The following is an 18,455-nucleotide window of genomic DNA, read 5'->3' as shown; positions in this document are numbered from 1 at the left end:
AATGAGGATTTATTTTAGCCCTGGCGAAATTGGTTTTTATCATGAATCAGATAAACAAGCTTATTTACTAGCAGGTACGTGGCCGAATGATTTACTTGAAATTTCGGAGAAGTGGTTCCTGTATCTGTTGGAAGGTCAACAGAAAGGTAAGGTAATCACTGTAAATGATTTCGATCAGCCTGTCCTTGTAGACCCGCCAACCGCCACTAAAGAGCAGCTCCTTGCCGAGGCTGATGCTCAGAAAGAAGCGCTCATGAACTCAGCCAATGCCGTAATTGAGCCATTGAAAGATGCCGTTGAGTTGGGCATGTCAACAGATGAAGAGGAAGATTTACTGTTGGCATGGCAGCAATATAGGGTGCTGTTGATGCGGGTTGATACATCGCATGCACCAGATATCGAGTGGCCTGTATTGCCAGCATGATAATCAGGAATGCTTAAATTTTAATATTAACTTCTTCTCATTGTAGGCAACAGTGTTGTCCGGAATGTCTTTATTAACAAAAGTCATTGCGCCTATCGTGACATTGCTGCCTATAGTGAGATTGTTACCGATAATCGAGGTCCCAACTCCCAGATCAACGTTATCACCTATTGTTATCCTTGGGCTGGAGTTTTCATTCTTTACCCCCCCACCAATGCCAATGGTACAGTTATGTCTTATTTTGAAATTTCGTCCGATAATTACACATCCGTTTATAACAACTGATGTGAAGTGAGTTATATGAAGACCAGGTGCAATTGTAGCTGGCAGCTGTATCTCAGTGTTGTACTTTTGGACAAGTTTTCTATTAATTCTTCTGGCCAATTGTTTTTTCCATTTGGCATCAGAACTATAAAGATAAGAAGCAACTCGCCACCAAAAATTAAAGCGTCTCTCTGGGCACTTTAATGCTTTATGAAAAACGCGCGTCCATGAGAATTTCTTGTCGCTTTTCATTACTTCAGCTTGTAAGCACTCACGTAAATGGCGTTTTGATAGTTGATTACTCATTTTCAAATTCTCATTTTCACTTTTTCTGACTGGATCCGCGAATACATAGAGGGTACTTTCGCTAAAAGCCTCTTTCGAGGCTTATCGTTTTTCTCGTCCAATTACTTTATCTGCCGCGACGCGCGATAAGAAGCCAGACCGACTGCCGTATTCTGGATGCGCGGCCACAAACTGATCGATACGACGGATCAGTAATGAGGGAAGCGTCACATTGATTTTTTCCGCTTTTCCCATCAGGCGAGTTATATCCACGTCAACCAGTGCCCATACCGCACCGGCGTATTCCGGATCAGATAGCCAGTTTTCGACGGTCGTAGCTTCTGGTACGGTCTCGCCATCTTCAACCAGTAATTCAATGTGTGCCTCGATCGCTTCACGTACGCTTTCAATCGCGTCCTGATAATCATCACCACCAGAGAAGCAGCCAGGAATATCAGGTACGCGAACGCCGAAGGATGAATCGCCTTTATCAATAGCAACAGGGTACAACATGTAAACCTCCAGTAGGGGGGCTTAGAGCCCCGCCTGTTTTTTGATGCTTTTCAGTGTTGGTAACGGTATGTCTTTCTGCGGATGCTTTACCGTTACCAGCCCCTTTTTCGTTGGGTGTTTGAACTGGTGATGACTGCCTTTCACTCTCACCAGATACCACCCATCGGCTTCTATCATTGCTATTGCATTCCTGCTATCCATCCTCCGGCTCTCTGTGTTGTCTTGATGGGGTTATAATAACCCTACGTCTGAGTGGCGTCAATGTTTTTTAGGGTTATAGGGGTTATTAAGTATGGGTTAGGCAGGAGTGCATTGCTGGCAGCATTTCACCCTATGAACATTGTAGAGATACTAGCAGAAAGGAATTTTATCAATAACTTATCCACGGATAATAATTGATAGGTAATAACTGTATTGAACATTTTCACCTTCAAAATACACTGTATATAAACACAGTATTAAGTGGGGTAATGATGCCACGCACAGCAGACATACATGCCGCCTTTATCGCGGCAATAGAGCTTAACCCAAAGGGTTACCGCTATCTGAGAACAGACAGCTTCATACAGAAGTTAAGGGGCTTAAACTGGCATTTTACCCGGGCCGATGCAAATGCGTGGATAGAGCGCAACCAGCCAGGCTTCGCTGACAAGACGAATGACGGTAGCGACAACCGTTACTGGATCCTGCGCAACATGGGGAGAATTCACTGATGGGATTTCCTTCACCAGCAACAGACTACATTGAGCGCCGCCTAACCCCAGCAATTCTGTGCAATATGGGGGCTGATAGCAGGGTGCTTGAAACGGATGTGGGGTTTGCGGTCATAGAACCAGCCACGAAAAAGACACCTGGAGAGGTGTTGTTAATTTTGTGCGACGGCCACACACAATTTGCAAAACTCATGGGCAAGGGGCTCATTACGGATGATGGTGAAGCGATTGAGGGATCAGCGCTTGAAGAAGTGGAAGTGCTGGGCCGGGTGACGTTCTTCATCAACCGTGCAATAGACGATGGGCTACCGATATGAATACGCAGCTCACGAAATCGGCTCGATTAGTTCCGGCCCCTGATTCTTCACATTCCCCACAGCGCGAGTAACGGCGTGCCAGATAAACTTGTCGGCGGGTACTGCACCGTCGGCAATTATCTCTTCTGCTTCTTTCCCGCCTATATCCTGGCGCATCCACTCCCGGGCCGCTTCTGGTGACAAAACAAGGGGCCGGCGGTCGTGAATGTCGACCAGACCTTTATCCGCTGCCGATGTAACAATGAGAAAACCTTCTGCATTATCGCCCCGCTCAAACGGTGTGCTGCCAATCGCTGCCATAAAAATCGGTTGGCCGTCGGTGCGGTGAATGAAGTAGGGCTGTTTCTTTTCGCCTTCCTTCTTCCATTCGAACCACCCATCCGCAAAACATATAGCCCGGCCATGCTGCCAAAGCGGTTTAAACATTCTGCTGGTGGCAGCCGTCTCGACACGCGCGTTAATCAGTGGCGGTTTATCCCACCACCCCGGTGCGTAACCCCAGAACACCGGATCGAGGTGTAATTGCTCTTCGCGTTCGCTCAGTAGCAGGACCTTGGTACCGGGTGCGACGTTGAATCGGCCAATAGGTTCCGGGTCATACGCGATGTCACGATCGGCTTCATCGGCCAGATATGCCAGATATTCTTCACGGGTTTGGGCTTGTGCAAAGCGTCCACACATAGAAACCTCCAGTTGGATGTCAGACTGAAAGTATAGGGCAGTGAAAAAAAGTAGCGTGCTGGTAAGTCTTACAAACGGATCGGTGGCAATTAGCTTGTTGTGCCTGATTTTTTGACGGTATTTTTCCCCGATTTTTCCCCAGTGATTCCCCGTACAGAAAATAGACATAAAAAAACCAGCCGTAAGAGGCTGGTTTTAAATGTGTTTTTGGTCGGCACGAGAGGATTTGAACCTCCGACCCCCGACACCCCATGACGGCTATTGTAAGCCGAAATATCTTTTTAAGCTGTCGGTAAGCACTTCAGTAGCAACAGTCACCCCAATGCCCAGCGTACCATTGGCCGCTTTTGTTATTACATTGGAAAACCAAGTGCTAACATTTTTGCCATAGGAGTTGCTCCGGGGCGCGATTGGACCATCAGCAATAATTGCTGCTTCCAGATCATTAACGTCAGTTTCACTAATTCCCTTCTCCGTAAGAGTCCTTTTTAAAGCGGGTAAGTCACCCTTGCAAACTTGATTATTAATAGTAAAAGAATTCTCATGCCCTAAATTTATTACAGTGTTATCACCGAAGATGGCGCTATGAAAAATGGAATCTGTATCCACCTTTCTTAATTTATCCGCCATGCTTTTCTCCTCTGGCATTCCAGCGGTTTGGTCTGATAGCTCTAATAAGAAACTCAATAGACGTGACCGTACTTGCGTTAAAATCCCCGTAAAGCTATGAAGTGCTATTTCCTTGTAACATGTTGTTATTTCATAACTATCGTCAATGGATTTGCAGTATTTTAGACGAGCTAGATCTAAAGGAATATGTTGCTGTAGGTTTGGGTTATCACCTGCGTTAATAACCAACTGCTCAATTTGGCTAATTGACATTGTTACTACAGATTCATGAGCATCCTTATAATCCTTCTTGCTTAAGTAAGCGAGCGGAAGCTGAAAGCTGTTGTAGTGTCGGAAGCCGTTGTTAAGGTTAGCAAGAATTCTAGCCTTAACTACCCTGTATTCTGGGGCATCTTTGATAGAGGGATAACCATTTATTTCGTGATCTATCCAAGGCGACAGATCTTTTTTGCCTATAGAGTAAAGAAATACCTTTGTTTGAAGCAATGCATTGGTCGTTCCTTCATCGCCGTTACTCAGAAGAGTAATGATATCCTGTAGCTGGCTCATATGCGTCTCCCACAAAAAAGCCCGCATCAGCGGGCTTTTGCTAGCTCAGGAGCCGCGGCTCCTTTACGTATCCTTTTTAGTCCCTTCTGCGTCTGGTCGCTGTCTGGGTTAAGTGGCTAACTTATTGGTTTTAAAGCCTCTGTCTTGCCACTGTCCATGCTTGTTTGGTGGAGCTGGCGGGAGTTGAACCCGCGTCCGAAATTTCTACATCCTCGGTACTACATGCTTAGTTTGTCTTTACATTCGCACGCCAGCTGCGGACAGACACGCCACTAACGAACTAGCCTGATTAGTTTTAACGCTTCAACCCCAGGCAGGGTTTCCACGCGATCTCTTTTGGGTTTGACCTCTCTTTGATCCCCGTCTTAAGAGCGGAAGCTAGGGAGAGAGGGCTCTTAGCAGGTTATTAAGCTGCTAAAGCGTAGTTTTCGTCGTTTGCGACTATTTTTTTGCGGCTTTTAACGAGGCAAACCGCCCCTCGGCATGCACCTTGGGTTTCGCAAATCCCGTCGAATCCAGAATCAGCCCCAATAGTGTTGAACTCAGTATACCAGATTTCACTTCCTCGACACCAGCCCGAAACGCTAACTTATTGAATAGTACAATAAGCGCGCAGAATCAACGTCCTGCGTTTTTCATGATACGTGCTTTATCGAGCTGCCACTCGCGTGCTTTCAGGTCAGTACGCTTGTCGTGTTGTTTCTTACCTTTCGCCACGCCGACTTTCACTTTGCACCAGGCGTTTTTCCAGTACAAAGAGAGTGCCACCACGGTGAAGCCTTCACGGTTGATGCGTCCGTAGAGGGATTCCAGTTCGCGCTTGTTCAGCAGCAGCTTACGGGTGCGGGTAGGATCGCAAACGTAATGTGAAGAGGCGACGGTCAGCGGCGTAAAGTTCGCGCCGAACAGGAAGGCCTCACCGTCTTTCAGGATCACGTAGCTGTCGCCGATATTGGCTTTCCCGGCACGCAGCGATTTTACTTCCCAGCCCTGCAACGCAAGGCCGGCCTCGAATTCTTCTTCGATGAAATACTCGTGGCGAGCACGCTTGTTAAGCGCAATGGTCGCCGAACCAGGTTTATGTGCTTTTTTCTTCGTCATAAGTGTCGTAAAGCCGTCGGTAATCTGATTTTAAAAAGTCACCTCATTGCGTCCTGTGAGGTCTAACGCGCTATATTAGCACGAGATAAGGCTTAGCGTTTTTTTAACAGGTGATAAATGTTATTATTTGTCTGTTGTGTGACCATGGAAAATGCTATGCCTCAGATTAGCCGTACTGCGCTTGTTCCCTACAGCGCGGAACAAATGTATCAGTTAGTGAACGACGTTCAGTCCTATCCGGAATTTATTCCAGGATGCACCGGTAGCCGGGTGCTGGAATCCGGCCCGACGCAGATGACTGCGGCCGTGGATGTCTCCAAAGCGGGGATCAGCAAAACGTTCACCACGCGCAATACCCTGACGAGCAATCAGAGTATTTTGATGCATCTGGTGGATGGTCCGTTTAAAAAACTGATGGGAGGGTGGAAGTTTACGCCACTGAGCGCTGACGCCTGCCGCATTGAGTTTCATCTGGATTTTGAATTTACCAATAAGCTGATCGAACTGGCGTTTGGCCGAATCTTTAAAGAGCTGGCCTCGAATATGGTTCAGGCGTTCACCACGCGCGCCAAAGAGGTTTACAGTGTCGCATAAGATTGCTGTTGAGGTGGTGTATGCGCTGCCGGAGAAGCAGTATTTGCAGCGCGTGACGCTTGAAGAGGGTGCCACCGTTGAGGCGGCTATCCGGGCCTCCGGCATCCTTGAACTTCGCCGTGATATTGACCTGGCGAAGAATAAAGTCGGCATTTATAGCCGTCCGGTTAAGCTCGGTGATGTGCTGAAAGAGGGCGACAGGGTTGAAATCTATCGTCCGCTGATTGCCGACCCGAAAGAGTTGCGCCGTCAGCGAGCAGAGAAATCCGGTAAGTAGCCAAAAATAACATACACAAAAAAGGTGCTCATTGAGCACCTTTTTGCGTTGCTGACGCCTGATTATTTGGTCAGGGCAGGCTTGTTGTCGATGTTGGTCAGCACGCCGGCACTGCTGAAGGTCAGCGTCAGGGTTTGCTGGGTTACATCTTCATGACCAGGCTGCTGGCGGAATACATAGAACCAGGTGTTTGTGCCGAACGGATCGGACATCATCGGGGTTCCCAGGGCATAAGCGACCTGCTGTTGTGTCATACCCACGCGGATTTTGGACACATCGTTAGGGGTAAGGTAGTTCCCCTGGTTGATGTCAGGACGGTAAACCACTTTCTCCAGAGTGGAACAGCCTGCGGTCAACATCAGAAGAACCGCTGCGGCAGCGGTCAGCGTTTTACAGCGCATAGTGATTTGATTCCTTTTCGGGCCCGAGCAGTACGCGGCTCATATGTAATATGCCGATGATAATAGACCTTGCCCCACTTTGAAACCGGTCTGGCGGCGTTTTTGTTGTTCTGTATGACCCTGAGATCCCGAAAAAGTTTATGCCGCCAGCAGTTCTTTCGCATTCGCGAGGGTATTGCGGGTGACTTCACTGCCGCCGAGCAAGCGTGCCAGCTCCTGCAAGCGTGAGCGTTTATCCAGCGGCTTCATGTGCGTTTCCGTCATTTCACCATCGGTTTCCTTGCTGACGATAAAGTGGTGATGACCACATCCGGCGACCTGCGGCAGGTGAGTCACACACATGACTTGCGTCGATTCACCCAACTGACGCAGCAGTTTGCCGACAACGGCCGCGGTCGGGCCGCTGATACCCACATCCACTTCATCGAAAATCAACGCCGGGGTTTCCATTTTACGCGCGGTAATCACCTGAATGGCCAGGGCGATACGCGACAGTTCACCACCGGAAGCCACTTTCGAAATTGCCTGCAAAGGCTGGCCCGGGTTGGTGGTGACGCGGAATTCTACGCGGTCTGCGCCTTCCGCCGTCAGGTGATTCTCTTCAAAGCGAACATCTATGGTGAACACCCCATGCGGCATCGCCAGCGTATGCATGCTGTCGGTAATGTGCTGGCTAAGCTCCTGCGCATAGTGTTGCCGCACGTCGTGCAGCCGTTTCGCCGTTTCCAGCGCCTGCTGATGATGCAGATTAACCGCCAGAGACAAGGTTTCAAGGGAATCGGCCTGATCGTCCAACTGCTGCTGTTCCTCCAGCAGAGACTGATAGTAATTCGGCAGCTCTTCCGGGGTAACGTGATGCTTACGCGCCAGTGAAATCTGACGGGAGATGCGTTGCTCAAGCTCGAACAGACGGTTCGGATCGAGATCCAGACGTTCACAGTAGTGGCGCAGCTCATCCCCGGCTTCTGAAATCTGAATCGCGGCCTCTTCCAGCATTTCCAGTACGCCAGAAAGCTTATTGTCCATGCCGGTCAGTTCGGTCACAAGCTGACGCACGTTGTACAGCTGGCTCTGCAAATTCACGTCTTCGCCATCCGCCAGCATGTTAAGGGCAGTCTGGCTGGTGGAGAGCAGCTGACCGCTGTTGGCCAGACGCTTGTACTCTTCGTCGATTTGCTCAAATTCACCCGCCTGCGGGTTAAATTCGTTCAGCTCTTTCAGTTGATATTCCAGCAGCTCGGCGCGCGCGGTACGCTCCTGGCTTTGCTGCTGATGCTGCGCAAGTTCGCGGCAGCTTTGATGCCACTGACGATAGTGCTCCGCCATGAGTTGAGTAAGCGCGTACTCACCTGCATAGCCATCAAGCAGGGCTTTCTGTTGTTCGGGTTTGATTAACTGCTGGTGCGCATGCTGACCATGGATCTGGATGAGCAGCTGGCCCAGCTCGCGAAGCTGGGAGAGGGGAACCGCTGTACCATTGATAAAACCGCGGGAGCGGCCATCGTTGCTGATGACGCGGCGAAGTAAACACTCACGTCCGTCTTCGAGCTGGTTTGCTTCCAGCCAGCGCAGGGCGGCAGGTGTGTCTTTTAACGAGAAGCGGGCGCAGAGATCGGCACGGGCGGCGCCTGTGCGCACCATATCCCCCTCTGCACGACCACCGAGGCACAAGCCGAGGGCATCAATGGCAATGGATTTACCTGCACCGGTTTCACCGGTAATCGCCGTCATTCCGCTATGGAAGTCGATCTCAAGCTCACGAACAATGGCAAAGTTGCTAATGGTCAGTTGTGCCAGCATAATTGTTTTCCTGTATGAAAAACCATAACTGTGTTTGTATACAGTATAAACTGGTTTTATATACAGTAAAGTGCTGGATGCAAAATCAGAACAATTTTTTTGACCAGCCGAGCTTGGAGCTTAATGTGTTGAAATAGCTGTAATCTTTTGGGTGAATGAGGTTCAGGTGGTAATCGCAGCGGCGAATGAGGACATCTTCACCTTCCTGAATGGGGAGCGCAATCTGACTGTCGCAGCTGATCTCCAGATCGCTGCGGCGATGAGAAAAACGCAGGCGGATGGTGCTGTCGCCGTTGATCACCAGCGGACGCGCCGAGAGCGTATGCGGGAACATCGGCACCAGGGTAATGGCATCCAGCGATGGCGTAAGGATTGGACCTCCGGCTGAAAGCGAGTAGGCGGTGGACCCCGTCGGGGTTGAAATAATCAGCCCGTCAGACCGCTGCGAGAAAGCGAAGATTTCGTCGATATAGACTTCGAATTCGATCATGTGCGCCACTTTACCGGGGTGGAGAACCACCTCGTTAATGGCGGTGCTGATGCGCTTCTGGCAGTCCTGCTGACACACCTGGGCTTCCAGCAAAAACCGTTTTTCACTGATATAGTGGCCTTCCAGCACGTCCGCCAGCTGCTGCTGCGCATTGTCCGGGTCGAGGTCGGTAAGGAAACCGAGATTGCCACGGTTAACACCAATAACCTTAATATCATAGCGAGCCAGCGTTCGCGCCGCGCCCAGCATATTGCCGTCGCCACCGACCACCACGGCGAGATCCGCCTGCTGGCCAATTTCCGCCAGCGTGCCGGTTCTGACGCTTTTAAGCTGCAACTCCTGGGCAATCTGCTGCTCGACCATCACTTCATAGCCTTTACCACACAGCCAGCGATACAACATTTCATGTGTCGTCAATGCGGTAGGGTGACGCGGATGGCCGACGATCCCAATACATCTGAAATGATTATTCATTTTCTGGAGGTCCTTGTGCCTGATGAATGATGACAATCTGCCTTGTTCCCTTGAATCCAGGAAACTGATCCCCATAATAAGCGAAGTTAGCGAGATGAATGCAGAAAAACGCGGAGAAATTCATGAGTAGTAAAGAACAGAAAACGCCTGAGGGGCAAGCCCCTGAAGAAATTATCACGGAACAGCACGATGAAGTTGAGGCAGTAGAGCCAGACACGTCTGCTGAGCAGGTGGACCCGCGCGATGAAAAAATTGCCAACCTGGAAGCTCAGTTGGTAGAAGCGCAGAATCGCGAACGCGATGGCGTACTGCGTATCAAAGCGGAAATGGAAAACCTGCGCCGTCGTACCGAGCTGGACGTTGAAAAGGCGCACAAATTTGCGCTGGAGAAATTCGTCAACGAACTGCTTCCGGTGATCGACAGCCTGGATCGCGCGCTGGAAGTGGCGGATAAAGCTAACCCGGATAACGCGGCAATGATTGAAGGCATTGAGCTGACGCTGAAATCCATGCTGGATGTGGTGCGTAAGTTCGGTGTTGAAGTGATTGCCGATACGGATGTACCGCTGGATCCAAACGTTCACCAGGCCATTGCGATGGTGGAATCCGAAGACGTTGCCGCGGGTAACGTGCTGGGCGTGATGCAGAAAGGGTATACCCTGAACGGCCGTACTATTCGCGCTGCGATGGTGACCGTGGCGAAAGCGAAAGCGTAATCTGCCGACCCGTAGTGCCGGGTGGCGGCTTCGCCTTACCCGGCCTACAACATTACTCGGCGATACTTTCGCGTAAAGGTTTAACGGGCAGGACCTTCACCTGCTTAATCATGTTGTCCTGAACGTCCAGAATATCAATATCATACTGTTCAATGCGCACGCGCGTGCCTGCCGCCGGGATCTCTTCCAGCGCTTCCAGGATCATTCCGTTCATCGTCCGCGCTTCGTCTTCCGGCAAATGCCAGTTGAACGCTTTATTGATTTCACGAATGTTGGCGCTGCCGTCGATAAGCACTGACCCGTCGTTTTGCGGGGTGACTTCTTCCGCAAGGGAAGGCGACATTGAGGTGGTAAAGTCCCCGACAATCTCTTCCAGAATATCTTCGACCGTCACCAGCCCCTGTATATCGCCGTATTCATCCACCACCAGGCCGACTTTCTTCTTGTTGCGCTGGAACTTCACCAGCTGCGTGCTGAGTGGGGTGCCTTCCGGCACGTAGTAAATTTCGTCGGCGGCGCGCAGCATTACCTCTTTGGTGAACTCGTTTTTCTCGGTCATCAGACGATAGGCCTCGCGCACGCGCAGCATGCTGATGGCATCGTCGAGAGAATCGCGATAGAGGACGATACGCCCGTGCGGGGAGTGCGTCAGCTGGCGGACAATGGCCTTCCAGTCGTCGTTGATATCAATCCCGACGATTTCATTGCGCGGCACCATGATGTCGTCAACGCTGACCTTTTCCAGATCCAGCACCGACAGGAGCATGTCCTGATTGCGGCGGGAGATCTGCGAGCGGGATTCGTTCACGATGGTACGCAGTTCGTCTTTGCTGAGCGCGCTACTAATGGTGACGTCTGCCTTTATACCGACCATGCGCATCAGCACCCGTGTCACCATATTCAGCAGCCAGACCAGCGGCATCATCAGAATAAGCAGCGGTGCTAACAGGAAGCTGCTCGGGTAGGCGACTTTTTCCGGGTAAAGCGCCGCGATGGTTTTGGGCAACACTTCCGCAAACACCAGTACCACAAACGTGAGCACACCTGTGGCAATCGCCACGCCTGCGTTGCCGTACAGACGCATCCCGACGATGGTGCCCAGTGCAGAGGCGAGAATATTGACCAGGTTGTTACCGATAAGCACCAGGCTAATCAGACGGTCCGGCTTACGCAGAAGCTTTTCGACACGACGCGCGGCACGGTTACCCTGCTTGGCGCGATGACGTAACCGGTAGCGGTTCAGCGTCATCATGCCGGTTTCAGAGCCAGAGAAATAAGCGGAGATGACCACCATGATGACCAGAATGACGATCAGCGTGGTGGTAGAGATGTGTTCCAGGGGGAACTCCTTTTGTTACTTAGCCAGCAAATTGCTGTATGAAGCGGCTACCAAAATAGGCAAGCGTGAGAATGCCCGCACCCGCTACGTTGAACCAGACCACGCGACGACCGCGCCAGCCTTCATGATAATGGCCCCATAACAGGACAATATAGACAAACCACGCGATGATGGAGAGCACCGCTTTATCGATATTCTCCACGCTGAACAGGTTCTTCATGTAAAACAGCCCGGTGCAGAGCGTGAGCGTCAGCAGCACCACGCCGACCTGGGTGATGTGGAACATCTTACGCTCAATCACCATCAGCGGCGGCATTTCGTGGTTAAACGCCAGCTTTTTATTTTTCAGCTGGTAGTCAATCCAGGCGAGCTGCATGGCGTAAAGGGCGGCGATGATCAGCGTCGCGTAGGCAAAGAGCGACAGGCCGATATGCACCAGCATCCCCGGCGTGGCTTCCAGGTGAGTAATAAACTCATTGGGCATGAACGTGGCTAACGCCAGATTGATCAGCGCAAAGGCGTAGACTATCGGCAGCAGCAGCCAGCCACGGTTTTTAGACGCGACAATGGTCATGACCGTACAGATCATCAGGCTGACCAGCGAGCCGACGTTCAGTACGCTCAGATTTTGCACGCTGCCGTCGCCGGGGATAATGCGTGATTCCAGCGCAAACGCGTGGCTAATCAGTGCGATCACTGCCGAAAGAATAGCCATGCGCCGCCAGCCGCTGTTTTTTTGCAGCAGGCCAGGAATGATCAGCGCGAGGCTGACAGAGTAGGCAACAAGGGCGATCAGTGCGAAAACAGGCATATAGGCGTCGACAGTTGTCTTAATAAGAAAGAGAAGCAGTATAACGTTACGTGACGCCTGCTCCAACCGTTGCATAACAACAAAGGCGCCTTCATGTTATACTCCGGCAAAATTCTGTGTATGTGTCGCCCAGGCGACCTAACGTTTCTACCCCAGGCGAGAGACAATGTTTGATAATTTAACCGATCGTTTGTCGCGCACGCTGCGCAACATCAGCGGCCGTGGACGCCTCACCGAAGAGAACATCAAGGAAACGCTGCGCGAAGTGCGCATGGCGCTGCTGGAAGCAGACGTCGCGTTGCCGGTCGTGCGTGACTTTATCAACCGCGTGAAAGAGAAAGCGGTTGGCCATGAAGTGAACAAGAGCCTGACTCCGGGTCAGGAGTTCGTCAAAATCGTCCGTAACGAGCTGGTTTCGGCGATGGGCGAAGAGAACCAGGTGCTTAACCTGGCGGCTCAGCCGCCAGCCGTCGTGCTGATGGCGGGTCTGCAAGGTGCGGGTAAAACCACCAGCGTCGGTAAGCTGGGGAAATTCCTGCGCGAAAAGCACAAGAAAAAGGTGCTGGTGGTGTCGGCGGACGTGTATCGCCCAGCGGCGATCAAACAGCTGGAAACGCTGGCCGAGCAGGTTGGCGTGGACTTCTTCCCGTCCGACGTGGCCCAGAAGCCTGTCGACATCGTTAACGCGGCGCTGAAAGAGGCGAAGCTGAAATTCTACGACGTGCTGCTGGTGGATACCGCCGGTCGACTGCACGTTGACGAAGCGATGATGGACGAAATCAAGCAGGTTCATGCCTCTATCAATCCAGTAGAGACCCTGTTTGTTGTTGACGCCATGACCGGTCAGGATGCGGCAAACACCGCAAAAGCGTTTAACGAAGCCCTGCCGTTAACCGGCGTGGTGCTGACCAAAGTCGACGGCGATGCCCGCGGCGGTGCGGCGCTGTCTATTCGTCATATTACCGGTAAGCCAATTAAGTTCCTCGGCGTGGGCGAGAAAACCGAAGCGCTGGAGCCGTTCCATCCGGATCGTATTGCCTCCCGTATCCTCGGCATGGGCGACGTGCTGTCGCTGATCGAAGATATTGAAAGCAAGGTTGACCGCGCCCAGGCGGAAAAACTCGCCAGCAAGCTGAAAAAAGGTGACGGTTTCGATCTGACCGACTTCCTTGAGCAGCTGCGTCAGATGAAAAACATGGGCGGCATGGCAAGCCTGATGGGCAAACTGCCAGGCATGGGCCAGATCCCGGACAACGTCAAATCCCAGATGGATGACAAAGTGCTGGTGCGTATGGAGGCCATCATCAACTCGATGACGCTGAAAGAGCGCGCGAAGCCAGAAATCATCAAAGGTTCCCGTAAACGCCGTATCGCTGCCGGTTGCGGCATGCAGGTGCAGGACGTAAACCGCCTTCTGAAACAGTTCGACGACATGCAGCGCATGATGAAGAAAATGAAGAAAGGCGGCATGGCGAAGATGATGCGCGGCATGAAAGGCATGATGCCGCCCGGTTTTCCTGGGCGATAATCGCTTTTGAGATTGCTTTTTGCCCGAAAATGAGTAAAATTTTCGGGCTTTTAATATGACACCCGGGCTCCGTTCCTCGATGGGGCCCGGTTGTTTTATTCACACAAGAGGATGTTATGGTAACTATTCGTTTAGCACGTCACGGCGCTAAAAAGCGTCCGTTCTACCAGGTTGTTGTGACTGACAGCCGTAATGCACGCAACGGTCGCTTCATCGAGCGCGTTGGTTTCTTCAACCCACTGGCCGCTGGCGCAGAAGAAGAAACCCGTCTGGATCTGGATCGTATCGCTCACTGGGTTGGCCAGGGCGCTACTGTTTCCGATCGCGTTGCTACGCTGATCAAAGCAGCAAACAAAGCAGCTTAATCTGTCACGGTGGTCATGATGAGCAATAAAGCACCTGTTGAACCGATCGTATTGGGAAAAATGGGTTCTTGCTACGGTATCCGTGGTTGGCTCAGAGTGTTTTCCTCCACTGAAGACGCTGATAGCATTTTTGATTACCAGCCCTGGTTTATCCAGAAAGCCGGTAAGTGGGAAGAGGTCGAGCTGGAAAGCTGGCGTCACCACAATCAGGACATCATCATCAAGCTGAAAGGCATTGACGATCGTGATGCCGCGAATGCGCTGACTAATTGTGAGATTGTCGTGGATTCGTCGCAGTTGCCGCAGCTGGAAGAGGGTGACTACTACTGGAAAGACCTTATGGGTTGCCAGGTAGTGACCACTGAAGGCTACAGCCTGGGGAAAGTCATCGACATGATGGAAACCGGGTCAAATGACGTTCTCGTCATTAAGGCAAACCTGAAAGATGCATTTGGCATCAAGGAGCGGTTGGTTCCGTTCCTCGATGGACAGGTTATCAAGAAAGTCGATCTCACTACTCAAACCATTGAAGTAGATTGGGATCCTGGTTTTTAAATTCTCCGGATAAACGGTAAAAGACGGCGCTATGTGGATTGGCATAATTAGCCTGTTTCCTGAAATGTTCCGCGCGATTACCGATTACGGGGTAACTGGCCGGGCAGTAAAGAATGGCCTGCTGAGCATCCAGAGCTGGAGTCCTCGTGACTTCACGCACGACCGGCACCGTACCGTGGACGATCGTCCTTACGGCGGCGGACCGGGGATGTTGATGATGGTGCAACCCTTACGGGACGCCATTCACACAGCAAAAGCCGCGGCAGGTGAAGGCGCGAAGGTGATTTATCTGTCACCTCAGGGACGCAAGCTTGATCAAGCGGGCGTGAGCGAACTGGCGACGAATCAAAAACTGATTCTGGTCTGTGGTCGCTACGAAGGAATAGATGAGCGCGTAATTCAAACCGAGATTGACGAAGAATGGTCTATCGGCGATTACGTTCTCAGCGGTGGTGAGTTACCGGCAATGACGCTGATTGACTCCGTCGCCCGGTTTATTCCGGGGGTTCTGGGCCATGAAGCTTCGGCAACGGAAGATTCCTTTGCCGATGGGTTGCTGGACTGTCCACACTATACTCGTCCTGAAGTGTTAGAAGGGATGGAAGTCCCGGCAGTGTTACTGTCTGGAAACCATGCCGAGATACGTCGCTGGCGTTTGAAGCAGTCGCTGGGCCGAACCTGGCTTAGAAGACCTGAACTTCTGGAAAACCTGGCTCTGACTGAAGAGCAAGCAAAGTTGCTGGCCGAGTTCAAAACTGAACACGCGCACCAGCAGCATGAACATGATGGGAAAGCGTAATACGCTCCCGAATATCAGTTTACCCAGGATAAGAGATTAAATTATGAGCAACATTATTAAGCAACTTGAACAAGAGCAGATGAAGCAGGACGTACCTTCCTTCCGTCCAGGTGACACCGTGGAAGTGAAAGTATGGGTTGTTGAAGGTTCCAAAAAACGTCTGCAGGCATTCGAGGGCGTGGTTATCGCTATTCGTAACCGCGGTCTGCACTCTGCATTCACTGTTCGTAAAATTTCCAACGGCGAAGGCGTTGAGCGTGTCTTCCAGACTCACTCTCCGGTAGTTGACAGCATTGCTGTTAAACGTCGTGGTGCTGTACGTAAAGCTAAACTGTACTACCTGCGTGAGCGTACTGGTAAGTCTGCTCGTATTAAAGAGCGTCTGAACTAAGATTCGCTTAAGCGACATCCTGTTAGAAAGGGCTGGCCGAAAGGCTGGCCCTTTTTTTATCCCATCGCACCTCTCGCGTTAACCCTTCCGTCATAAATCATTTACAATGTTCGCCTCTTGGGTGGAGGGTAAGTGGATAACGTACTGCATCAGCATAGCTGGAAACGCGCAGCGGCATTGACCGCGCTGTTTGCGATCCTGCTGATCGTCGTGGCGCCGCTGATCTCCGTCTCGCTGCAAAAAGATCCCATGAGCGCCATGCCGGGCATGCACCACGACATGAGCATGATGTCGGTGGACGAGCATCATGGTGATATGACGCATTCTATGCCAGTTGACCATGCTGAAGCATGCGGCTACTGCGTGCTGTTAGCGCATGTGCCGGGCGTGATGCTGGCGCTTATCGTTCTGCTCAGCGTGGTGTTGCAGCGGCTGCGCGTGAAGCCGCCTCGTCAGGCGGTCAGCCACTGGCACTTCTTCCCCTGGCTTTACCCCGATACCCGCGCGCCGCCGCGTCGGTCTGCTTTCTCCCTTTAAAACAAAATCACTCACTTTTTGCCTTAAAAAGGAAAAGTATGACTACCTGCACTCCGCGCGCGGCATGGGGAAACCTGCTGCGTCGCCTCCATTTCTATATCGGGCTGTTTGTCGGTCCGTTTATCTTCTTCGCAGCGCTGACCGGTACGCTGTATGTCGCCACGCCGCAGCTTGAAAATGCGCTGTACCATTATGCACTCCACACGGATGCCGTTGGTGAGGCGCAGCCTCTTGCTGAACAAATTGCCGTGGCAGAAAAGGCCGTGGGTTCAGCGCTGCGTTTACATGCTGTTCGTCCGGGGCTGGAAGAGGGTGAAACGACCCGCGTGATGTTTGCCGACCCGGCGCTGGGTCCCTCCGAGCATCGGGCTATTTTTATTGATCCCGCCAGCCTTGAGGTTCGAGGGGATATGACTGTGTACGGCACCAGCGGGATTTTACCGCTGCGTCAGACTATCGATTATCTGCATACCTCGCTGATGCTGGGCAACATCGGGCGCCTCTATAGCGAGTTAGCCGCCTCGTGGATGTGGGTTGCTGCCCTGGGCGGGATCGCGCTGTGGTTCTACACCCGACCGAAGCGCCGTATTAACAATCGTTTCCAGAATCGTCGTCGCCTGCATGTGATCTTAGGCTGGACGTTACTGACGGGAATGCTGCTGTTCTCAGTCACCGGGTTAACCTGGTCACAATGGGCCGGTGGCAACGTCGATAAGCTGCGTGCAGAGATGAACTGGCTGACGCCGCAGGTAAATACCACCCTTTCCGGTGCGCCGGAAATGAGGGATGAACACGCCGAACATCGTGGTCATCACGGGGGAATGACGATGCCTGAAATGCCTGTTGAACTGTCGCTTTTTGACAGCGTATTGCAGGCCGCCCGCCAGTCAGGAATTGATGCGAAAAAGGTTGAGATCCGCCCGGCAAGCAGGGACGACCAGGCCTGGACGGTGACGGAAATCGATCGCCGCTGGCCGACGCAGGTTGATGCCGTTGCCGTGGATCCCCACTCACTGAAGGTGCTGGACAGCACTCGCTTCGGGGATTTCCCGCTGATGGCTAAACTCACCCGCTGGGGCGTGGATTTCCATATGGGGATCCTGTTTGGTCTGGCAAATCAGCTGCTGCTCATCGCGTTTGGCGTTGCGCTGTGCGTGTTGATTATCTGGGGATACCGGATGTGGTGGATGCGTCGCCCTGCAACGTCAGCCGCGAACCCGGTACAGACGCTCTGTCAAAGCTGGCTGGCATTGCCGCTGTGGGGAAGGGGAGTGACGTTCCTGATAAGCCTCCTGCTGGGGCTGGCGTTGCCGGTAATGGGCGTCAGTCTGGTGGTCTTTATTGTGATTGACTGGCTGCGCTGGCGAGCGGTTTCAGGCGTGTCGCTCGCCGGAACATCCGTTAAATAGCCTTAAGGCGTGCTGATGACTACCGCAACCCGGCGGTTTTCAGCGCGCCCCTGTGCAGTGCGGTTGCTGCTGACAGGGTATTTTTTGCCTAAGCCCCGCGTGGTGAGGTTGCTGCGCGGGATGTTCGCGCCCTTCGCCCAGGCATCCGCCACAACATTGGCACGTTTTAACGAAAGCGCTTCGTTGTAGCTCTCTTCGCCATAGTTATCCGTATGGCCATCCATCCGGGCGTGGTTCAGGCCGGTTGCCGCCAGGCGTGAGGCCATAGTCTGGATCTGCGTTTCACTTTCCGGGCGCAGCCTGGCGTCATTTTTATCAAACAGGATCTTATCTGACAGGCCCAGAGACCAGTCGCCATTCAGTTCGTTAAAGCCATAGGATTTCATGGCCGCGATTTGCTCTGGCGTGAATTTCCCTTCAGGGGATGACTGGCATCCGGACATTGCCAGTGATGCCAGTAACAACGGCGCAAAATATCGCTTTAACATATCG

Annotated in this window: 25 protein-coding genes and 1 other RNA gene; 13 read left to right on the top strand and 13 right to left on the bottom strand. The window is 52.1% G+C overall.

Features of this window, described 5'->3' with window-relative positions; genetic code table 11:
- Nucleotide 1 precedes the first annotated feature (1 nt).
- Nucleotides 2-424: a tail fiber assembly protein gene (locus O1724_RS17490; protein ID WP_045895538.1), complete on the top strand. Its 423-nt coding sequence runs from the start codon at nucleotides 2-4 to the stop codon at nucleotides 422-424.
- 3 nt (nucleotides 425-427) lie between these two features.
- Here the strand turns inward: O1724_RS17490 and O1724_RS17485 are convergent, their stop codons facing one another.
- From O1724_RS17485 to O1724_RS17475, 3 genes are all read right to left on the bottom strand, one after another.
- Complete coding sequence (locus O1724_RS17485; protein WP_045345254.1) at nucleotides 428-994, bottom strand: serine acetyltransferase; 567 nt, start codon at nucleotides 992-994, stop codon at nucleotides 428-430.
- A gap of 81 nt (nucleotides 995-1,075) precedes the next feature.
- The gene (locus O1724_RS17480; RefSeq protein ID WP_045895535.1) at nucleotides 1,076-1,486 is read right to left on the bottom strand and encodes a type II toxin-antitoxin system HicB family antitoxin; all 411 of its coding nucleotides are present in this window, start codon (nucleotides 1,484-1,486) and stop codon (nucleotides 1,076-1,078) included.
- A 21-nt stretch (nucleotides 1,487-1,507) separates the two neighbouring features.
- On the bottom strand, nucleotides 1,508-1,687 hold the full coding sequence (locus O1724_RS17475; RefSeq protein ID WP_012906750.1) for a type II toxin-antitoxin system HicA family toxin: 180 nt from the start codon (nucleotides 1,685-1,687) through the stop codon (nucleotides 1,508-1,510).
- Between the two features lie 272 nt (nucleotides 1,688-1,959).
- Here O1724_RS17475 and O1724_RS17470 point away from each other — a divergent pair, with 272 nt between their 5' ends.
- The gene (locus tag O1724_RS17470; protein WP_045345287.1) at nucleotides 1,960-2,199 is read left to right on the top strand and encodes a hypothetical protein; all 240 of its coding nucleotides are present in this window, start codon (nucleotides 1,960-1,962) and stop codon (nucleotides 2,197-2,199) included.
- On the top strand, nucleotides 2,199-2,516 hold the full coding sequence (locus tag O1724_RS17465; protein ID WP_045895530.1) for a hypothetical protein: 318 nt from the start codon (nucleotides 2,199-2,201) through the stop codon (nucleotides 2,514-2,516). Before O1724_RS17470 ends, O1724_RS17465 begins: the two co-directional genes overlap by 1 nt.
- A 9-nt stretch (nucleotides 2,517-2,525) precedes the next feature.
- Here O1724_RS17465 and O1724_RS17460 read toward each other — a convergent pair whose 3' ends face one another.
- The 4 genes from O1724_RS17460 to smpB form a co-directional block, all read right to left on the bottom strand.
- The gene (locus tag O1724_RS17460; protein WP_045895586.1) at nucleotides 2,526-3,197 is read right to left on the bottom strand and encodes an SOS response-associated peptidase; all 672 of its coding nucleotides are present in this window, start codon (nucleotides 3,195-3,197) and stop codon (nucleotides 2,526-2,528) included.
- A gap of 258 nt (nucleotides 3,198-3,455) precedes the next feature.
- Nucleotides 3,456-4,376 carry an AbiTii domain-containing protein gene (locus tag O1724_RS17455; RefSeq protein ID WP_045308457.1) on the bottom strand — a complete coding sequence of 307 codons (921 nt, stop codon included), beginning with the start codon at nucleotides 4,374-4,376 and terminating at the stop codon, nucleotides 3,456-3,458.
- A 165-nt stretch (nucleotides 4,377-4,541) separates the two neighbouring features.
- Nucleotides 4,542-4,905: a transfer-messenger RNA gene (ssrA, locus tag O1724_RS17450) on the bottom strand.
- Between the two features lie 89 nt (nucleotides 4,906-4,994).
- Nucleotides 4,995-5,477 (bottom strand): SsrA-binding protein SmpB, encoded by a 483-nt coding sequence (gene smpB, locus O1724_RS17445; protein ID WP_126296900.1) that lies wholly within the window; start codon nucleotides 5,475-5,477, stop codon nucleotides 4,995-4,997.
- A gap of 156 nt (nucleotides 5,478-5,633) precedes the next feature.
- Here smpB and O1724_RS17440 point away from each other — a divergent pair, with 156 nt between their 5' ends.
- Complete coding sequence (locus O1724_RS17440; RefSeq protein WP_003863117.1) at nucleotides 5,634-6,071, top strand: type II toxin-antitoxin system RatA family toxin; 438 nt, start codon at nucleotides 5,634-5,636, stop codon at nucleotides 6,069-6,071.
- On the top strand, nucleotides 6,061-6,348 hold the full coding sequence (locus O1724_RS17435; protein WP_003863119.1) for an RnfH family protein: 288 nt from the start codon (nucleotides 6,061-6,063) through the stop codon (nucleotides 6,346-6,348). The genes O1724_RS17440 and O1724_RS17435 overlap by 11 nt, the downstream gene beginning before the upstream one ends.
- Before the next feature lie 62 nt (nucleotides 6,349-6,410).
- On the opposite strand, the gene bamE is transcribed toward O1724_RS17435, so the two are convergent.
- From bamE to nadK, 3 genes are all read right to left on the bottom strand, one after another.
- Nucleotides 6,411-6,749, bottom strand: a complete 339-nt coding sequence (gene bamE / locus O1724_RS17430) for an outer membrane protein assembly factor BamE (RefSeq protein ID WP_003863121.1) — start codon at nucleotides 6,747-6,749, stop codon at nucleotides 6,411-6,413.
- Nucleotides 6,750-6,887: 138 nt separating this feature from the next.
- Nucleotides 6,888-8,549: a DNA repair protein RecN gene (recN, locus tag O1724_RS17425; RefSeq protein ID WP_022651676.1), complete on the bottom strand. Its 1,662-nt coding sequence runs from the start codon at nucleotides 8,547-8,549 to the stop codon at nucleotides 6,888-6,890.
- Between the two features lie 85 nt (nucleotides 8,550-8,634).
- On the bottom strand, nucleotides 8,635-9,513 hold the full coding sequence (gene nadK, locus O1724_RS17420; protein ID WP_003863124.1) for an NAD(+) kinase: 879 nt from the start codon (nucleotides 9,511-9,513) through the stop codon (nucleotides 8,635-8,637).
- A 122-nt stretch (nucleotides 9,514-9,635) separates the two neighbouring features.
- On the opposite strand from nadK, the gene grpE reads away from it, so the two are divergent.
- Entirely contained in the window at nucleotides 9,636-10,229 is a 594-nt protein-coding gene (grpE, locus tag O1724_RS17415) for a nucleotide exchange factor GrpE (protein WP_003863126.1), read from the top strand.
- Between the two features lie 52 nt (nucleotides 10,230-10,281).
- Here grpE and O1724_RS17410 read toward each other — a convergent pair whose 3' ends face one another.
- Complete coding sequence (locus O1724_RS17410) at nucleotides 10,282-11,568, bottom strand: HlyC/CorC family transporter (protein WP_026094274.1); 1,287 nt, start codon at nucleotides 11,566-11,568, stop codon at nucleotides 10,282-10,284.
- 19 nt (nucleotides 11,569-11,587) lie between these two features.
- The gene (locus tag O1724_RS17405) at nucleotides 11,588-12,379 is read right to left on the bottom strand and encodes a cytochrome C assembly family protein (RefSeq protein WP_003863130.1); all 792 of its coding nucleotides are present in this window, start codon (nucleotides 12,377-12,379) and stop codon (nucleotides 11,588-11,590) included.
- A 166-nt stretch (nucleotides 12,380-12,545) separates the two neighbouring features.
- On the opposite strand from O1724_RS17405, the gene ffh reads away from it, so the two are divergent.
- The 7 genes from ffh to O1724_RS17370 all read left to right on the top strand — a co-directional run bounded on the left by ffh (nucleotide 12,546) and on the right by O1724_RS17370 (nucleotide 17,963).
- Complete coding sequence (ffh, locus tag O1724_RS17400; protein WP_003863132.1) at nucleotides 12,546-13,907, top strand: signal recognition particle protein; 1,362 nt, start codon at nucleotides 12,546-12,548, stop codon at nucleotides 13,905-13,907.
- Between the two features lie 116 nt (nucleotides 13,908-14,023).
- Nucleotides 14,024-14,272, top strand: coding sequence for a 30S ribosomal protein S16 (rpsP, locus tag O1724_RS17395; protein ID WP_003863133.1), 249 nt, complete (start codon nucleotides 14,024-14,026; stop codon nucleotides 14,270-14,272).
- Between the two features lie 15 nt (nucleotides 14,273-14,287).
- On the top strand, nucleotides 14,288-14,827 hold the full coding sequence (gene rimM, locus O1724_RS17390; protein WP_003863136.1) for a ribosome maturation factor RimM: 540 nt from the start codon (nucleotides 14,288-14,290) through the stop codon (nucleotides 14,825-14,827).
- Between the two features lie 31 nt (nucleotides 14,828-14,858).
- A complete protein-coding gene (gene trmD, locus O1724_RS17385; RefSeq protein WP_003863138.1) occupies nucleotides 14,859-15,626 on the top strand; it encodes a tRNA (guanosine(37)-N1)-methyltransferase TrmD in 768 nt (255 codons plus the stop codon).
- A 43-nt stretch (nucleotides 15,627-15,669) separates the two neighbouring features.
- A complete protein-coding gene (rplS, locus tag O1724_RS17380; protein WP_002914145.1) occupies nucleotides 15,670-16,017 on the top strand; it encodes a 50S ribosomal protein L19 in 348 nt (115 codons plus the stop codon).
- A 132-nt stretch (nucleotides 16,018-16,149) separates the two neighbouring features.
- Nucleotides 16,150-16,554, top strand: a complete 405-nt coding sequence (locus tag O1724_RS17375) for a DUF2946 domain-containing protein (RefSeq protein ID WP_003863141.1) — start codon at nucleotides 16,150-16,152, stop codon at nucleotides 16,552-16,554.
- 38 nt (nucleotides 16,555-16,592) lie between these two features.
- Complete coding sequence (locus O1724_RS17370; protein WP_023314689.1) at nucleotides 16,593-17,963, top strand: PepSY-associated TM helix domain-containing protein; 1,371 nt, start codon at nucleotides 16,593-16,595, stop codon at nucleotides 17,961-17,963.
- Between the two features lie 2 nt (nucleotides 17,964-17,965).
- Here O1724_RS17370 and O1724_RS17365 read toward each other — a convergent pair whose 3' ends face one another.
- The gene (locus O1724_RS17365; RefSeq protein WP_003863144.1) at nucleotides 17,966-18,451 is read right to left on the bottom strand and encodes an OmpA family protein; all 486 of its coding nucleotides are present in this window, start codon (nucleotides 18,449-18,451) and stop codon (nucleotides 17,966-17,968) included.
- Between the last annotated feature and the right edge of the window lie 4 nt (nucleotides 18,452-18,455).

Source organism: Enterobacter cloacae complex sp. HYC074_NIDB (genome assembly GCF_056673345.1).
This window is presented reverse-complemented; position numbering and strand designations above follow the sequence as displayed.

What these genes read in the sequence shown, in the direction of transcription:
- O1724_RS17490 (WP_045895538.1), top strand. Translation starts at nt 2, where the DNA reads ATGAGGATTTATTTTAGCCCTGGCGAAATTGGTTTTTATCATGAATCA.
- O1724_RS17485 (WP_045345254.1), bottom strand. Translation starts at nt 994, where the DNA reads ATGAGTAATCAACTATCAAAACGCCATTTACGTGAGTGCTTACAAGCT.
- O1724_RS17480 (WP_045895535.1), bottom strand. Translation starts at nt 1,486, where the DNA reads ATGTTGTACCCTGTTGCTATTGATAAAGGCGATTCATCCTTCGGCGTT.
- O1724_RS17475 (WP_012906750.1), bottom strand. Translation starts at nt 1,687, where the DNA reads ATGGATAGCAGGAATGCAATAGCAATGATAGAAGCCGATGGGTGGTAT.
- O1724_RS17470 (WP_045345287.1), top strand. Translation starts at nt 1,960, where the DNA reads ATGCCACGCACAGCAGACATACATGCCGCCTTTATCGCGGCAATAGAG.
- O1724_RS17465 (WP_045895530.1), top strand. Translation starts at nt 2,199, where the DNA reads ATGGGATTTCCTTCACCAGCAACAGACTACATTGAGCGCCGCCTAACC.
- O1724_RS17460 (WP_045895586.1), bottom strand. Translation starts at nt 3,197, where the DNA reads ATGTGTGGACGCTTTGCACAAGCCCAAACCCGTGAAGAATATCTGGCA.
- O1724_RS17455 (WP_045308457.1), bottom strand. Translation starts at nt 4,376, where the DNA reads ATGAGCCAGCTACAGGATATCATTACTCTTCTGAGTAACGGCGATGAA.
- smpB (WP_126296900.1), bottom strand. Translation starts at nt 5,477, where the DNA reads ATGACGAAGAAAAAAGCACATAAACCTGGTTCGGCGACCATTGCGCTT.
- O1724_RS17440 (WP_003863117.1), top strand. Translation starts at nt 5,634, where the DNA reads ATGCCTCAGATTAGCCGTACTGCGCTTGTTCCCTACAGCGCGGAACAA.
- bamE (WP_003863121.1), bottom strand. Translation starts at nt 6,749, where the DNA reads ATGCGCTGTAAAACGCTGACCGCTGCCGCAGCGGTTCTTCTGATGTTG.
- recN (WP_022651676.1), bottom strand. Translation starts at nt 8,549, where the DNA reads ATGCTGGCACAACTGACCATTAGCAACTTTGCCATTGTTCGTGAGCTT.
- nadK (WP_003863124.1), bottom strand. Translation starts at nt 9,513, where the DNA reads ATGAATAATCATTTCAGATGTATTGGGATCGTCGGCCATCCGCGTCAC.
- grpE (WP_003863126.1), top strand. Translation starts at nt 9,636, where the DNA reads ATGAGTAGTAAAGAACAGAAAACGCCTGAGGGGCAAGCCCCTGAAGAA.
- O1724_RS17405 (WP_003863130.1), bottom strand. Translation starts at nt 12,379, where the DNA reads ATGCCTGTTTTCGCACTGATCGCCCTTGTTGCCTACTCTGTCAGCCTC.
- ffh (WP_003863132.1), top strand. Translation starts at nt 12,546, where the DNA reads ATGTTTGATAATTTAACCGATCGTTTGTCGCGCACGCTGCGCAACATC.
- rpsP (WP_003863133.1), top strand. Translation starts at nt 14,024, where the DNA reads ATGGTAACTATTCGTTTAGCACGTCACGGCGCTAAAAAGCGTCCGTTC.
- rimM (WP_003863136.1), top strand. Translation starts at nt 14,288, where the DNA reads ATGATGAGCAATAAAGCACCTGTTGAACCGATCGTATTGGGAAAAATG.
- trmD (WP_003863138.1), top strand. Translation starts at nt 14,859, where the DNA reads ATGTGGATTGGCATAATTAGCCTGTTTCCTGAAATGTTCCGCGCGATT.
- rplS (WP_002914145.1), top strand. Translation starts at nt 15,670, where the DNA reads ATGAGCAACATTATTAAGCAACTTGAACAAGAGCAGATGAAGCAGGAC.
- O1724_RS17370 (WP_023314689.1), top strand. Translation starts at nt 16,593, where the DNA reads ATGACTACCTGCACTCCGCGCGCGGCATGGGGAAACCTGCTGCGTCGC.
- O1724_RS17365 (WP_003863144.1), bottom strand. Translation starts at nt 18,451, where the DNA reads ATGTTAAAGCGATATTTTGCGCCGTTGTTACTGGCATCACTGGCAATG.